This window comes from Mesorhizobium sp. M1D.F.Ca.ET.043.01.1.1 (assembly GCF_003952385.1).
Lineage (GTDB): Bacteria > Pseudomonadota > Alphaproteobacteria > Rhizobiales > Rhizobiaceae > Mesorhizobium.
This window is the reverse complement of sequence record NZ_CP034444.1, coordinates 4,930,568-4,944,502: the sequence shown is the minus strand read 5'-3', so window position 1 is coordinate 4,944,502 and position 13,935 is coordinate 4,930,568. Positions and strand designations below refer to the sequence as shown.

At 65.3% G+C, this 13,935-nt stretch carries 14 protein-coding genes; 10 read left to right on the top strand and 4 right to left on the bottom strand.

The genetic code is table 11. From position 1 onward, the window contains the following. Positions 1–3 precede the first annotated feature (3 nt). From EJ067_RS24000 to EJ067_RS23990, 3 genes are read left to right on the top strand one after another with little or no spacing between them, the layout of a single operon-like run. Positions 4–1,101, top strand: a complete 1,098-nt coding sequence (locus tag EJ067_RS24000) for an ABC transporter ATP-binding protein (RefSeq protein ID WP_126087683.1) — start codon at positions 4–6, stop codon at positions 1,099–1,101. Positions 1,102–1,123: 22 nt separating this feature from the next. Beyond that, positions 1,124–2,287 (top strand): mandelate racemase/muconate lactonizing enzyme family protein, encoded by a 1,164-nt coding sequence (locus EJ067_RS23995; protein WP_126087682.1) that lies wholly within the window; start codon positions 1,124–1,126, stop codon positions 2,285–2,287. Positions 2,288–2,308: 21 nt separating this feature from the next. Continuing rightward, positions 2,309–3,043, top strand: coding sequence for a ribonuclease activity regulator RraA (locus EJ067_RS23990; RefSeq protein ID WP_126087681.1), 735 nt, complete (start codon positions 2,309–2,311; stop codon positions 3,041–3,043). A 153-nt stretch (positions 3,044–3,196) separates the two neighbouring features. Here the strand turns inward: EJ067_RS23990 and EJ067_RS23985 are convergent, their stop codons facing one another. Next, entirely contained in the window at positions 3,197–4,237 is a 1,041-nt protein-coding gene (locus EJ067_RS23985; protein WP_126087680.1) for a proline racemase family protein, read from the bottom strand. Between the two features lie 95 nt (positions 4,238–4,332). Here EJ067_RS23985 and EJ067_RS23980 point away from each other — a divergent pair, with 95 nt between their 5' ends. From EJ067_RS23980 to EJ067_RS23960, 5 genes are all read left to right on the top strand, one after another. After that, the gene (locus EJ067_RS23980) at positions 4,333–5,292 is read left to right on the top strand and encodes a dihydrodipicolinate synthase family protein (RefSeq protein WP_126087679.1); all 960 of its coding nucleotides are present in this window, start codon (positions 4,333–4,335) and stop codon (positions 5,290–5,292) included. Positions 5,293–5,680: 388 nt separating this feature from the next. Next, entirely contained in the window at positions 5,681–6,565 is an 885-nt protein-coding gene (locus EJ067_RS23975; protein WP_126087678.1) for an AraC family transcriptional regulator, read from the top strand. 60 nt (positions 6,566–6,625) lie between these two features. Further along, entirely contained in the window at positions 6,626–8,233 is a 1,608-nt protein-coding gene (locus EJ067_RS23970; protein ID WP_126087677.1) for an FGGY-family carbohydrate kinase, read from the top strand. A 101-nt stretch (positions 8,234–8,334) separates the two neighbouring features. After that, entirely contained in the window at positions 8,335–8,745 is a 411-nt protein-coding gene (locus tag EJ067_RS23965) for a hypothetical protein (protein ID WP_245468031.1), read from the top strand. Positions 8,746–8,822: 77 nt separating this feature from the next. Next, positions 8,823–10,013, top strand: a complete 1,191-nt coding sequence (locus EJ067_RS23960) for an NADH-quinone oxidoreductase subunit D (protein WP_126087676.1) — start codon at positions 8,823–8,825, stop codon at positions 10,011–10,013. 174 nt (positions 10,014–10,187) lie between these two features. On the opposite strand, the gene EJ067_RS23955 is transcribed toward EJ067_RS23960, so the two are convergent. Next, positions 10,188–10,622 carry a hypothetical protein gene (locus EJ067_RS23955; protein WP_126087675.1) on the bottom strand — a complete coding sequence of 145 codons (435 nt, stop codon included), beginning with the start codon at positions 10,620–10,622 and terminating at the stop codon, positions 10,188–10,190. Positions 10,623–10,937: 315 nt separating this feature from the next. Between EJ067_RS23955 and EJ067_RS23950 the strand changes: the two genes are divergently transcribed. Continuing rightward, positions 10,938–11,126: a hypothetical protein gene (locus tag EJ067_RS23950; RefSeq protein ID WP_126087674.1), complete on the top strand. Its 189-nt coding sequence runs from the start codon at positions 10,938–10,940 to the stop codon at positions 11,124–11,126. 26 nt (positions 11,127–11,152) lie between these two features. Here the strand turns inward: EJ067_RS23950 and EJ067_RS23945 are convergent, their stop codons facing one another. Further along, positions 11,153–11,812, bottom strand: coding sequence for a methyltransferase domain-containing protein (locus tag EJ067_RS23945; protein ID WP_126087673.1), 660 nt, complete (start codon positions 11,810–11,812; stop codon positions 11,153–11,155). A gap of 243 nt (positions 11,813–12,055) precedes the next feature. Between EJ067_RS23945 and EJ067_RS23940 the strand changes: the two genes are divergently transcribed. Further along, positions 12,056–12,670: a TetR/AcrR family transcriptional regulator gene (locus EJ067_RS23940; RefSeq protein ID WP_126087672.1), complete on the top strand. Its 615-nt coding sequence runs from the start codon at positions 12,056–12,058 to the stop codon at positions 12,668–12,670. Between the two features lie 37 nt (positions 12,671–12,707). Here the strand turns inward: EJ067_RS23940 and EJ067_RS23935 are convergent, their stop codons facing one another. Next, positions 12,708–13,892 (bottom strand): Gfo/Idh/MocA family oxidoreductase, encoded by a 1,185-nt coding sequence (locus EJ067_RS23935; protein WP_126087671.1) that lies wholly within the window; start codon positions 13,890–13,892, stop codon positions 12,708–12,710. Positions 13,893–13,935 lie beyond the last annotated feature (43 nt).

Sequence of the window (13,935 nt, the reverse complement as noted above, 5' to 3'; positions counted from 1 at the left end):
CCGATGGCCCACGTGGTCCTCAAAGATCTCGTCAAGTCCTACGGCAGCTTCAAAGCCGTCAACGAGGTTTCGCTGACGGTCAATGACGGCGAGTTCGTCGCGCTGGTCGGTCCTTCGGGCTGCGGCAAGACAACCACGCTCAATCTGGTCGCCGGCCTGATCACGGCCACGTCGGGCGACATATTCATAGGCGAACGGGTGGTCAACGACCTCGACCCCAAGGACCGGGACATCGCGATGGTGTTCCAGAACTACGCGCTCTATCCGCAAAAGTCGGTCTATATGAACCTCGCCTTCCCGCTGCAGATGCGCAAGCTGCCCAGGGACGAGATCGACAGGAAGGTCAGGGAAGCGGCGCGGGTGCTCGACATGACGCAGTTGCTCGAGCGCAAGCCGCGCGAGCTTTCGGGCGGTCAGCAGCAGCGCGTGGCCCTGGGCCGCGCTCTCGTTCGAGATCCGGCGGTTTTCCTAATGGACGAACCGCTGTCCAATCTCGACGCAAAGCTGCGCGTGCAGATGCGGTCGGAGATCAAGCGTTTCCACCAGGATTTGAAGGCAACGATCATCTATGTGACCCATGACCAGCTCGAGGCCGTGACCATGGCGGACAGGATGGCGGTGATGAACGGCGGCTACCTGCAGCAATATGATTCACCGGCGCAGGTTTTCGCCCATCCGGTAAACATGTTCGTCGCGAGCTTCGTCGGCAGCCCGGCGATGAGCCTTATCCCGCTGGAGGCATCGACGGCAAACGGCGACACCGTTCTGACGAGCGCGGAAGGCTGGAGCCTCGCGCTGTCGCAACCCAACGTGCGCAAGGTCCAGGGGGCGACCACCAGGAAGGTCGTCCTCGGAGCGCGACATTCGACGATCAAGCTGCACAAGAGCGCGGTGCCCGGCGCCATTCCGGCCAAGGCCTATACGGTAGAACCAACCGGAGACATCACCTTCGTGCAGGCGTTCCTCTCCGGCGCCATCGTCAACATCAGCGTCTCCCCCAACATCGCCGTCGCACCTGACGAGCAGATCTGGCTCGAGTTCGACCAGGAGCGCATGCACCTGTTCGACGGCGAAACTGAGATGGCGCTCAGGGCCAACTGACGCAGGCGGAACGTGGGCGTGGATGACAACGAAGCTTAAGATCACCGCGATAAGGCCCTATCCAGTGTGGGTGGGAACCCGCAATCAGATGCTCGTCAAGGTCGAGACCGACCAGGGCATCTCCGGCTGGGGCGAGAGCGGCTTGAGCGGCCGCGAGAAGGCCGTCGCAGGCGCGATCGAGCACTATCGCGAGTTTCTCATCGGCCGCGACCCGATGCAGATCGGCCGGATCTGGCAGGAGGTTTATCGCAGCCAGTACTTCGAAGGCGGGCGCGTTCTGCAGGCGGCGATTTCCGCCATCGACATCGCCCTTCACGACATCAAGGGCAAGGCGCTGGGGGTGCCGGTCTACGAGCTGCTCGGCGGCAAGCAGCGCGACCGCGTCCCCACCTTCGCCTCGACCGGAGACGAGGCCGAGGGCGATGCAGCCATCGAACGAGCCGGCGAGCTGCACGCGCAGGGATGGCAGGCGATCCGCTTCTTTCCCGTCGGGCAAAGCAGCAGGGACATCTTCGAGCCGCGCGAGTCGATAGGCGCGACCGCCGGCATGCTGAACAAGGCGCGCGAGGCGCTGGGCGACGGCGTCGTCCTTGGCATCGACTATCATCATCGGCTGTCAGTGGCCGAGGCGGCGAGCTTCTGCAGCAAGCTCGGTCGCGGCGTGCTCGATTTCCTCGAGGAGCCCATTCGGGACGAGGCGCCGGAGGCCTACGAATCCCTGCGCAGGATGACCGACATCCCGTTCGCCATCGGCGAGGAATTCGCCAGCAAGTGGCAGTTCCTGCCCTACATCGAGCGCGGCATCCATCAGTTCAACCGGCTCGACGTCTGCAATGTCGGCGGCCTCACCGAGGCGATGAAGGTCGCCGGCTGGAGCGAGGCGCATTATGTGGACCTGATGCCGCACAATCCGCTCGGTCCGGTGTGCACGGCCGCGACTGTGCATCTCGCCGCCGCGGTGCCCAACTTCGCGTGGCTCGAGACCAGGGCGCCCGAAAGGAAGCTGGGCTTCGACAATTCCGAGTTCTTCCCCGTGCAACCACGGCTCGACGGTACCGATTATCCGGTCGGCGACCTGCCGGGGCTGGGTGTCGAGGTCAACGAGGCGGCGATCCAGGCGCAGAGTTTCCGTTTCTGGGAAGCGCCTCACCTCAAGCGGCGCGACGGCTCTGTCACCAACTGGTAGTTCCATTCAACGGAGTCCACAATGACGCATACTCCCGACATCACGCGGCCGCCCAAAGAGCTGATCGACGGGCTAAGGGAGATCGGCGCCGCGACCGTTGCCGGCACGCTTGGCCACATGGGTTTCCGCAGCCCGCACATGGTCGGCCCGGTGGCGCAGAACCATGGCAAGTCGATCGTCGGGCCGGCGCTTACGCTGCAATTCCTGCCGCAGCGGCCGGACCTCTTCAACGAGGGAGAATATGCCGACCCGGAGACGCAGCTGCACCGGCACGTGCTCTATCACGCGCAGGAGGGCGATGTGGTCGTGGTCGACGCGCGCGGCGACATGAGCTCGGGCGTCTTCGGCGATATGATGTCGACCTATTTCAAGGGCAGGGGCGGCGCGGGCATCGTCATCGACGGCTGCATGCGCGACCGGCCCAATGTCGAGAAGCTCGATCTGCCCCTGTGGCTGCGCGGCTGGACGCCCAACTATCATGTCCAGACCGGCATCTATCCCAACGCCGTCAACGTTCCGATCGCCTGCGGCGGCGTCACGGTGATCCCAGGCGACATCATCGTCGCCGACGATGACGGGGCGGTGGTGGTTCCGGTCGCCATGGCCCCCCAGGTCATCGAGGAAGCAAAGAAGCATCACGATTGGGAAGAGTTTTCGCGCGAGAAGCTCATGCAGGGCGCGCCGCTGCAACGCTACTATCCGCTGCATGACGATGCCCGCGGGGAATACGAAGAGTGGCGCAAGACAAGGCGCTAGAGCGGTTCAGCGATTCCGTGAAACGCTAAACCGCCCTAGCGGATGGCAGCGCTTCTGGCGGGGATCGCGAAAGACGAAACTCGCCATCGGGCAACCTCCGCCGACGTCGCGCTCGGCCGGTCCGCCCGGCCGGTCTGGCGGCATCGCCGGTCGCTACTGCGTCACCGAGGTCGACGTGCCCCACGTGTCCGACAGCACATAGCCCTGCGGATAAGGATCCGTCGGGTCGAGGTAGTAGTTGTGCTCGCCCGTGATCCAGGCGCGACCGGTGATCTGCGGCACGATCGCCTTGCGCCCGGCGATTTCGGTCAGTTCGAGGATTCTGCCGGTGAAGCGGGAGCCGATGATCGATTCATGGATCAGTACATCGCCGGCCTTCATCAGGCCCCTCGCCTGCAGCACGGCCATGCGGGCCGATGTGCCGGTTCCCGTCGGGCTGCGGTCGGAGCGTCCGGGCGACACGATGCAGGTGTTGCGCGTGACGTTGCCCGGCCCCTGGAACGGCATGGCGAACTGCACGATCGACACGCCGCGCACATTGTCGAATTCCGGATGCGCGACATCGAGTTGCTCGCGCGCTGCGTGTCGCACCTTCTCGCCGATGACGGCCAGTTCGCGCGCCTCGTCGGGCGTGACCGAGAAGCCGAGCGCGGCCGCATCGACAATCGCGTAGAACATGCCGCCGTAGGCGATATCGACCTTCAGCGTGCCGACCCCCTCCACCTCGATACTGGCATCGAGGCGTTCGGCGAAGGCGGGCGCGTTGCGGAAGGTTATCGACAGGCATTTGCCGTCGCGGCATTCGGCGCGCACCTCGATGACGCCGCCAGGCATGTCGAGCTTGAAGCGCGTCTCGGGCTCGTTCATCGGCACCATGCCGGTCTCGAGCAGCACGGTGGCGACGCAGATCGTGTTGGAGCCGGACATCGGCGGGTATTCCGTCGGCTCCATGATGATGGCGCCTGCGACGCAATCCTCGCGCGTCGAGGGGACCAGGAGATTGACGTGCCGGGCAACGCTGCCGCGCGGCTCGCAGATCAGCATGCGCCTTATATGGTCGTGATCGCGCTCCATCGTGATCATCTTTTCCATCATCGTGCGGCCCGCCGGCGGCAGCACGCCGCCGACGATGACGTCGCCGATCTCGCCTTCGGCATGGCAGCCGACGACGCGAATGCTGGATCTGGTACGCATTGTTTCTCCCTGTCGTCCACGACTATCCGCTTGGCAAGCGCTATCACTCCGGGACAAACTGACCAATCCGCGTGCCAGCCTCAAGGAGAATCCGAATGAACGCCAATGTCTTTTCCGGCTGTATGCCGGCGCTGATGACGCCTTGCACCAACGACCGCCTTCCCGACTTCGACGCGCTGGCGCGCAAGGGACGCGAGCTGATCGCCGCCGGCATGTCGGCGGTCGTCTATTGCGGCTCGATGGGCGACTGGCCGCTGCTGAGCGACGCGCAGAGGATGGAAGGCGTCGAGCGCCTGGTGAAGGCCGGCGTGCCGGTGATCGTCGGCACCGGCGCGGTCAACACCGCCAGCGCCGTGGCGCACGCCGCGCATGCCCAGAAGGTCGGCGCCCGCGGCCTGATGGTCATCCCGCGCGTCCTGTCGCGCGGACCGTCGGTGACGGCGCAGCGCCACCACTTCAAGGCGATCCTTGCCGCCGCCCCCGACCTGCCCGCGGTCATCTACAACAGCCCCTATTATGGTTTTGCCACGCGCGCCGATCTGTTCTTCGCGCTGCGCGCCGAACATCCGAACCTGGTCGGCTTCAAGGAGTTCGGCGGTCCGGCGGATCTGCGCTATGCGGCGGAAAACATCACCAGCCGCGACGATGAAGTTGCCCTGATGGTCGGCGTCGACACCGCTGTCTTCCACGGTTTCGTCAATTGCGGCGCTTCGGGCGCCATCACCGGCATCGGCAACGTGCTGCCCAAGGAAGTGCTGCATCTGGTGGGTCTCAGCCAGGCGGCGGCCAAGGGCGATGCCGAAGCGCGCCGGCTGGCGCTGGAGCTGGACGCCGCGCTCGCCGTGCTCTCTTCCTTCGACGAGGGTCCGGACCTGGTGCTCTATTTCAAGCACATGATGGTGCTCAAGGGTAACCCCGAATACCGGCTGCACTTCAACGAGACGGACGCGCTGAGCGACAGCCAGCGCGGCTATGCCGAGCAGCAGCTCAAGCTGTTCGACGCCTGGTATGCCCAGTGGTCGAGGCAACCCGTCATGGCGAGATACGCGGCCTGATCGGCCGGGACGGAGGCGGAACCTGAACCATAACGCTCCCCGCCATCAATCTGAAACTGGCTTGCCTTGCTAGGCTGCGAGCAAGCGCTCGAACGCGCTCTCGAACACCTTGGTCATCTCGGCGTACATCCAGATGATCGGCGGCGCGATGATCCTGCTGGCCATCGCCGTCGATGCCTTCCGCATCAGAAGCGAGGAGCGCGGCGTCGTTTGAAGGAACGAGCGGGTATCGTGGAGGCTCAGAATAGTCAAAAAAGTACCAATGATGCGACGGGAACATGGTGGCGCCGATTTTGTCGGCTCGGTAGTTTGGATGGCATGAGGCCGATGGGAGAAGGCGCGTCGACGGGGCGATCGCGCACGAGGCCTTCATAGTGGAGGAACAGCGATGAAACCTGATCTCGAGGTTGTGCAGATCAGGCCGGGCGAGTCGTTCACCGCCTGGTCGCACGGCTATCCGTTCCGCACCGTGCGCTGGCATTTCCATCCCGAATACGAGCTGCATCTCATCGTCGCCACCCGCGGCCGCTATTTCGTCGGCGATTTCATCGGCGAGTTCGAGCCGGGCAACCTGGTGCTGACGGGCCCCAACCTGCCGCACAACTGGGTGAGCGATGTACCGAAGGATGCGACGGTGCCGCTGCGCTGCCGCATCATCCAGTTCAACGAGGGCTTCATCGACGGCGCCATCAACACTTTCCCGGAACTCGCGGCGCTGACGCCGGTGCTCGAAGCCTCGCGCCGCGGTGTGCTGTTCAGCCGGCAGACCAGCCGTCAGCTCGCACCGCTGATGGAAGAGATCATGAATTCGCAGGGCGTGCGCCGCATCGAGCTGTTCATGATGATGATGGGCCTGCTCAGCCGCGCCGAAGACGCGCGGATGCTGGCCAGCGCGAGCTACCTGCCGGACCCGTCGGGCTACATGTCGGCCGGCATCAACAAGGCGCTCGCCTATCTGCGCGAGAACCTGACCCAGCCCTTCAGCGAGACGGATCTGGCCGCCATTGCCGGCCAGTCGCCCAGCGTCTTTTCCCGCTCCTTCCGCCAGCACACCGGCATGACGCTGGTGCAGTACGTGAAGCGGCTGCGCATCAACCTGGCCTGCCAGATGCTGATGAGCGACGAGCAGGCGTCGATCACCAACATCTGCTTCGAGGTCGGCTACAACACCCTTTCAAACTTCAACCGGCAGTTCCTCGCCGAAAAGGGCATGACGCCCTCGCACTTCCGGCGGTTGACACTGCATAACATCAGCCTGGCGAAAGCGGCCTAGCACGACAGACAGCGGCATCGAAACGATGGAAACCGGCACAACCGGCCGCGGAGTTGAATGATGAGCAGCCACTTCATCGGCATCGACATCGGAACGGGGAGCGCCCGCGCGGGCGTCTTTGACGAAGCCGGCGCCATGCTTGCGTCCGCCAAGGCCGACATCGCTGTTTGGCACGCCGAGGGCCACATCGTCGAGCAATCGAGCAACGACATCTGGCGCGCCGTCGCGGCCACTGTCCGAGAGGCCGTGGCGCTCGCCGGCATCTCGGCGCAATCGGTGCACGGCATCGGCTTCGACGCGACCTGCTCGCTTGTCGTTCTGGGGCCGGAGGGCAAGCCGATCACGGTCAGCCCGTCGGGCGACCCGGAGCGCAACATCATCGTCTGGATGGATCATCGCGCCACCGAGCAGGCGCGCAGGATCAACGACACCGGCGAGGACGTGCTGCGCTATGTCGGCGGCACGATCTCGCCCGAGATGGAGACGCCGAAACTCCTGTGGCTCGCCGAGACCATGCCGCGGACCTTCGCCACGGCATGGCAGTTCATGGACCTCGCCGATTTCCTCACCTGGCGGGCGACCGGCAGCCTGGCCCGCTCGACCTGCACGGTGACCTGCAAATGGACCTATCTCGCGCATGAGGCGCGCTGGGATGACGCATATTTTCGCAAAATCGGCCTGGGCGCGCTTGCGGATGAGAGCTTCGCGCGCATCGGCACCGAGATCGTCGCACCCGGCAGCGCGCTCTCCGGCGGCTTGACGAAGGGGGCGGCGGCCGAGCTTGGCCTTCTGCCTGGAACGCCGGTGGCGGCCGGCATGATCGATGCCCATGCCGGCGGCATCGGCTCGGTCGGCGCGCGCGGCGGCGCCGGCGATGTGACGACGCGCATGGCCTATGTCTTCGGCACCTCCGCCTGCACCATGACGACGACCTGGCAGGCGGCCTTCGTGCCGGGCGTGTGGGGTCCTTACTTCTCCGCGATGGTGCCGGGTTTGTGGCTCAACGAAGGCGGCCAGTCGGCCGCGGGCGCCGCCATCGACCGCCTGGTCGGCATGCATCCCGCCGCCGTCGAGCTTGCCGGCATCGCGGCGCGAAGCGGCAAGAGCCTCAGCCAATGGCTGGCGCAGGAGGCCGAGCGGCATGGCGGCGCGGCCAGGGCGGACAGGCTCATCGGCGGCCTGCACGTCGTTCCCGAATTTCTCGGCAATCGAGCGCCCTTGGCCAATCCCGAAGCGCGCGCGCTGATCGCCGGCTTGGACATGGCGACCGGCGCCGACAGCCTCGTCGCGCTCTATCTCGCCGGCCTCTGCGGCCTGGGCTACGGCGCGCGCCAGATCCTGGAGGCCATGCGCGCCTGCGGCATCGGGATCGACACGATCGCCATCAGCGGCGGCGCGGGGCAGAGCCCGCTGGTGCGGCAGCTCATCGCCGACACCACCGGGAAGATGGTCTACGCGCCGACCTCTCCCGAGCCGGTGCTTCTCGGTTCGGCGATGCTCAGCGCCGTCGCCGCCGGCCGCCACCCCGACCTTCCCGCGGCCATGGCGGCGATGTCGGAGGTGGGCGAGGTCTATTCGCCCACCGCCTCGCTTGCCGCCTGGCACGACAGGCGCTTCGCGGCGTTCGAGCGCCTGCAGGCCGCGGCGCTGTCGGTGCTGGTTGTGTGATCTCCGCTTGGCCGGCGGAACGGCCGGCCTTCGCTGCCAGTTTGCGGCCGCCGCCGGGAACCATCGCCCCGCGCAGGGGTTGTGTCGTCAGACTTCGAGACATGGAAGGAAAGACGATGCGGACATTGACGATGGTCCTCACGCTTTCGGCCCTGGCACTTGCGCAGCCGGTTTGCGCCCAACGCGCGGATCCGCAATCGCCGCAGGCCTTGCCTCCGGCGCAGGAACCCGCGCCCGGCCAGGCACAACCCGATCCGGAAAATCCCGGTCAGCGCTTCACCAACGTTGTGGTGGTGGCGATGGAGGATCTGCCCGCTGAAGTGAAGACACAGGCGGAAGCCGTCGTCACCAGGACGACCGCGAACGACCTGGCGAAGCTGCAGAAGTCGGTCGACGACTCGCCCGAGGCGGTATCGGTCCTGCGCGCGAACGGCTTGAATTCATCGCAAGTCGTCGCTGCCAACATCGATGGCGACGGTACCCTCACGCTGATCATCCAGACGACGACATGATTGGCGCCGTAGCGCAGGGCTGACCGCGAAGCCGGGCGGTACCCGCTAAAGCAACCAGATTTCGCGGAGGCGCCGCCATGGCCCAAACCGCCGTCCGCAACTTCACGCTCAACTTCGGACCGCAGCACCCGTCGGCGCACGGTGTGCTCCGGCTGGTGCTCGAGTTGGACGGCGAGATCGTCGATCGCGCCGATCCGCATATCGGCCTGCTGCACCGCGGCACCGAGAAGTTGATCGAATACAAGAACTACCTGCAGGCCCTGCCCTATTTCGACCGGCTCGACTATGTGGCGCCGATGAACCAGGAGCATGCCTTCTGCCTCGCCGCCGAGAAGCTGCTCGAAATATCGGTTCCCCGGCGTGGGCAGCTCATCCGCGTCCTGTTCTGCGAAATCGGCCGGCTGCTGTCGCATCTGCTCAACGTCACCACGCAGGCGATGGATATCGGCGCGCTGACGCCGCCGCTCTGGGGCTTCGCCGAGCGCGAGAAGCTGATGGTGTTCTATGAGCGCGCATCCGGCGCCCGCATGCATGCCAACTACTTCAGGGTCGGCGGCGTGCATCAGGACCTGCCGGGAAAGTTGCTCGACGACATCTGGGACTTCTGCGACCCGTTCCTCAAGGCGTTGAGCAATCTCGATGAACTCTTGACAGAAAACCGCATCTTCAAACAGCGCAATGTCGATGTCGGCGTAATCGGACTGGACGACGCGTGGGCGTGGGGGTTCTCCGGCCCGATGGTGCGCGGCTCGGGTGCCGCCTGGGATCTGCGCAAGGCGCAGCCTTATGAATGCTACCCCGAGATGGATTTCGACATTCCCGTCGGCAAGAACGGCGACTGCTACGACCGCTATCTCGTGCGCATGGAAGAGATGCGCCAGTCGGTGCGGATCATGCGGCAGTGCCTGGAAAAACTGCGCTCGGCCGACGGCGCGGGACCGGTCGCGGTGGCGAACCGGAAGATCACGCCGCCGCCTCGCGCCACCATGAAGCGCTCGATGGAGGCCACGATCCAGCATTTCAAGCTCTACACCGAAGGGCACCGCGTGCCGCCCGGCGAGGTCTATGCCGCGGTGGAAGCGCCGAAAGGGGAGTTCGGCGTCTATCTGGTCTCGGACGGCAGCAATGTTCCCTACCGCTGCAAGATACGCGCGCCGTCTTTCGCCCACCTCCAGGCGATGGATCACCTGTCGCGCGGACACATGATCGCCGACGTCGCGGCCATCATAGGATCGCTGGATATCGTGTTCGGCGAGATCGATCGCTGACTGAAGCCGTTCGGAATTGCGCAAAACAAATGCCAAACGCTGAACGGCCCTGGTGGCGCCAGGCTGCGAAGCTTTACCCTACCGGCCGACGGGAGAGAGCGGGCAGCTCCCCTCCGCCTCCGGCAAGTCCGATATTGAAGACTTCCGCGCGGTTCGCGAACCGCGCGGATCTGCTCAGTGCATGAACACCGATCTCAGCCAGGCAAGAATGCCTGAGCCCGGCGAGATCGCCGCGCGGACGCGGGACGCCGCCCAGCGTGCCGGCAGATTGGCGCCGACATGGCAATGGCAGACGACCTCGTGCAGCTGCCAGTCGCTGAGCTCGAAGAAGCGTTTCGCTTCGCCGTAAGTGTCGTCCTTTAAACCCTGTGCCCGAAAGATCGGGTCTTCGAAGGCGACAGTGATTGGCGATCCGGCGGAACGCATTCTTTGACGTACTTCTGGAGTGGCGTATTCGGTGCCCGCAAGCGCCATGAGGCGCCGGCCGGGATCTTGCTCGAGAAGTTGCGCCCAGCGTTCGAGGCGCTGGCCTCGACTGGCGATGAGAACCGCTGCTTCAGCATGAACGTCGGCAACGGCATTGAGTTGGTCAACAGTTTGGTGCTTCAAGGCCGCCTCCTATGTCGGCAGATGATCACCCGCCCCGCAACGGAACTAAGGCGCTGCATGGCGCCGGCAAGGGCGAAATGGGCGGCGGGAAATCATTTGATCGGCATTCATGCCCGGCGCCGCCGAAACGCGGCGAGATCGATGTGGAACCATCCCCGGTCGCGACCGTTCTGCCAAGCGTCAGCCGCCGGCCAATCAGGTTTCGATGAAGCGCCAGATGCGGCAGCCAATCCATCATGTTCTGGTCGGCAGATATCCGGTTGCCGGAACCGCGTCACGCCGACGGCCCGCCAGCGCAACGAGAGAAATCACTTCATGGCCATTCTCCCCAATCCCGATCCGACGCCAACGCCGGTTCCCACGCCGCCGCCGTTTCCCGATCCGAAGCCGATGCGCGAACCCGATCCGGAGAGGCTGCCGGACGAGGAACCCGTCCCCAATCCGGATGAGAACGACGTGCCGCCGATGCACTCGAGGGCAGGTCCGCTTCGCGCAGCGCCATAGACCGCATGGCGACGTGATCGCGATCTTCATAGTCTGACGGCACTGAGGTAATGCAGGCCGAGCCAGTCGAGCGGACCGCCTTCGATGCGCTCGAAACCGGCGGCCGCCAGCGGTTCGCGGAGGCGATGCAGATCGAACTGGCCATGCATGCCGTGCTTTGCCGACATGTGCCCGCGCTCGCTCAAAGGGCCGGCATAGTCGATCAGCAACAGCCGTCCGCCGGGGGGCAGAACGCGCGCGGCCTCGCGCAGGCAAAGGCCGCGCCTTGCTTCCGGCACCATGTGCAAAACCGTCGTGAAAGTCACAACGTCGTAGCGCCCGTCCGCGAACGGCAGCTCGGCCGCATCGGCATGGTGAAACGCGATGTCGAGGCCCGCCCGGCCAGCCTTGCGGCGAGCGGCCGCAAGCATCTTTTCTGAGACGTCGACGCCAACCACCGATCCGCCGGGCTGCACGCGATGCCAGGCGGAAATCGCCTGCGTGCCGGTGCCGCATCCGACGTCCAGCAGGTGGAAGCCCGGCGCCAGGCCGGCCAGATCGAGCACAGCCTCGCGATAAGCCCGGTCGCGCCCGCGGGTCAGCATGAGGACCAGCAGGTCGTAGAGACGCGGAAAGCCGATGCCCTTGTTGGCATCCGGGCCGATCGGCGCCCCGGCACTACGCGCTTCGCTTCGCATATGGTGCATGTTCGTCACATCCTTTCTTCAACAGCGCCAATCTCCAACGACGCCAGAGCCCGCGAGCATCGGCACAGTGGCTGTCGGCTGGTGAAGGTTCGAAACAGTCAGTATTATAATGGACAGGCTGTCCGGAATTTCGACAGACGATGCAGGCAAAATGTCCGTTAGTGGACAATCCATGCCTGCCGTTCTGGAAAAGGCGCGCCGGAAATAGCGCTCCAACAGTGTGAAGCGAAGAAGGAGTGATTTATGCCTCGGGAGATCGATCGGCGAGCCGCCCGTACCCGCAGAGCCCTTCATCAGGCGCTGCTGGCGCTGATGCTGCGCAAGGGCTACGAGGCCCTTTCCGTGCAGGACATCATCGATGAAGCCGATGTCGGTCGCTCGACCTTCTATGCGCATTATACCGGCAAGGAGGATCTCCTGCGCAGTGGTTTCCAGATGCTTCGACAGGAGCTCAACGAGGCGTCCGCGGCACGCGCGGGAGCCGAGGCATCAGGCGACGATCCGCTTGGCTTCAGCAAGGCCATGTTCGACCATGCGGCCCGGTATGCCGACCACTACCGGACGATGATCGGCGGACGAGGCGGTGCGGTGACGGAGAACGAGATCCGCCTGATCCTGTCGGAAATGGTGCGGCAGGAACTGCCCTCTACCCTTCACGGCGACGTCCCGCGCGACTTCGTCGTGCAATTCATCGTCGGCGCCTTTCTTACGGCGCTGAACTGGTGGTTCGAGCGCAAGCCGAAACTGTTGCCGTCCCAGGTCGACGCCGTGTTCCGGAGCCTGGTGCTCGACGGGCTTTCACCCTCGATCGGTCGCAAGCGCGTGCCAGCGGATCGCCCCGCTGCAAGTCGCGATTGAGATTGATCGACCTCAAGAAACTCCGCGCCGACTGCGCTCACGCAAACCGCGCAGCCGTCCAAGCGCCGCCTGCCGCGTTCGATTCCACCGCCGCCGCCACGAACTTAACGCCGCGCGCGCCGGCGACCACGTCGGGCACCTGCGCCGCGCGCGCGACATCGACCGTTCCGCCCGAGCGATGCGCGCGGATGATGTCGGCAGCGTCGCGGTAGAAATTGGCGAAGGCCTCGATATAGCCTTCCGGATGTGCGGCCGGCATGCGCGACACGCGCCGGGCTTCCGCTGTCGAGCCGTGGCCGCCGCGCACCAGTATGCGCGTCTCCTCGCCATAGGGCGAGAAGCGCAGCTCCTCCGGCCGCGCGCCCGACCACTCGAGCCCGGCCTTGTCGCCATAGATGCGCACCGAAAGGTCGTTATAGTGGCCGGGCGAGGTCTGGCTGGCGAGGATGGTGCCGCGCGCGCCGCCCATCCAGCGCACCAGGACATGCGCGTTGTCGTCGAGCCGCCGTCCTGGCACGGCGGTGAAAAGGTCGGCCGAAACCGCCTCGGCCTCTGAGCCGGAAATGAAGCTCGCCAGGTTGAAGGCATGGACGCCGATATCGGCCAGCACCGCCGATTGCCCGGCGCGCGCCGGATCGGTGCGCCATTCGGCCTGCTTCTGTCCTTGCGCGTCGATCGGCTGCGTCAGCCAGTCCTGGATATAGGCGCCATGCACCGAAACGACGCGGCCGAGTTCGCCCGCCGCCACCATCTCGCGCGCCTGCCGCACCATGGCGTAGCCGGTGTTGTTGAGCGTGACGACGAAGCGACGCTTCTTCGCTTCTGTCAGCGCCACCAGCGCCTCGGCCTCGGCAAGCGTCGTCGACAGCGGCTTGTCGCAGATGACGTCGATGCCGGCTTCGAGGAAGGCGGTTGCGATCAGCGCGTGCAGGTGGTTGGGCGTGACGATGACCACCGCCTCGATGCCGTCGGGGCGAGCCGCTTCCGCCTTTGCCATGACGCGGTAGTCGGCATAGCTGCGCTCCGGCGCGATGCCGATCTCGGCAGCGGATGTCGCGGCGTTTTCCGGATCCGAGGAAAGCGCTCCGGCCACCAGCGCGATCTGGTCGTCGAGCCGCATGGCGAGGCGATGCACGGCGCCGATAAAGGCGTTGCGGCCGCCGCCGACCATGCCGACTGTCAGGCGTTTGCGCGTCGATCCGTCAGCCGTTGCGTAGACCATGTTTCGATTCCTCCCGGATGGCTGTGATTGGCAGCGCAGGACT

Excerpts from the sequence above, each read along its gene's own strand:
- EJ067_RS24000 (WP_126087683.1), top strand. The coding sequence starts at position 4 with ATGGCCCACGTGGTCCTCAAAGATCTCGTCAAGTCCTACGGCAGCTTC.
- EJ067_RS23995 (WP_126087682.1), top strand. The coding sequence starts at position 1,124 with ATGACAACGAAGCTTAAGATCACCGCGATAAGGCCCTATCCAGTGTGG.
- EJ067_RS23990 (WP_126087681.1), top strand. The coding sequence starts at position 2,309 with ATGACGCATACTCCCGACATCACGCGGCCGCCCAAAGAGCTGATCGAC.
- EJ067_RS23985 (WP_126087680.1), bottom strand. The coding sequence starts at position 4,237 with ATGCGTACCAGATCCAGCATTCGCGTCGTCGGCTGCCATGCCGAAGGC.
- EJ067_RS23980 (WP_126087679.1), top strand. The coding sequence starts at position 4,333 with ATGAACGCCAATGTCTTTTCCGGCTGTATGCCGGCGCTGATGACGCCT.
- EJ067_RS23975 (WP_126087678.1), top strand. The coding sequence starts at position 5,681 with ATGAAACCTGATCTCGAGGTTGTGCAGATCAGGCCGGGCGAGTCGTTC.
- EJ067_RS23970 (WP_126087677.1), top strand. The coding sequence starts at position 6,626 with ATGAGCAGCCACTTCATCGGCATCGACATCGGAACGGGGAGCGCCCGC.
- EJ067_RS23965 (WP_245468031.1), top strand. The coding sequence starts at position 8,335 with ATGGAAGGAAAGACGATGCGGACATTGACGATGGTCCTCACGCTTTCG.
- EJ067_RS23960 (WP_126087676.1), top strand. The coding sequence starts at position 8,823 with ATGGCCCAAACCGCCGTCCGCAACTTCACGCTCAACTTCGGACCGCAG.
- EJ067_RS23950 (WP_126087674.1), top strand. The coding sequence starts at position 10,938 with ATGGCCATTCTCCCCAATCCCGATCCGACGCCAACGCCGGTTCCCACG.
- EJ067_RS23945 (WP_126087673.1), bottom strand. The coding sequence starts at position 11,812 with ATGCACCATATGCGAAGCGAAGCGCGTAGTGCCGGGGCGCCGATCGGC.
- EJ067_RS23940 (WP_126087672.1), top strand. The coding sequence starts at position 12,056 with ATGCCTCGGGAGATCGATCGGCGAGCCGCCCGTACCCGCAGAGCCCTT.
- EJ067_RS23935 (WP_126087671.1), bottom strand. The coding sequence starts at position 13,892 with ATGGTCTACGCAACGGCTGACGGATCGACGCGCAAACGCCTGACAGTC.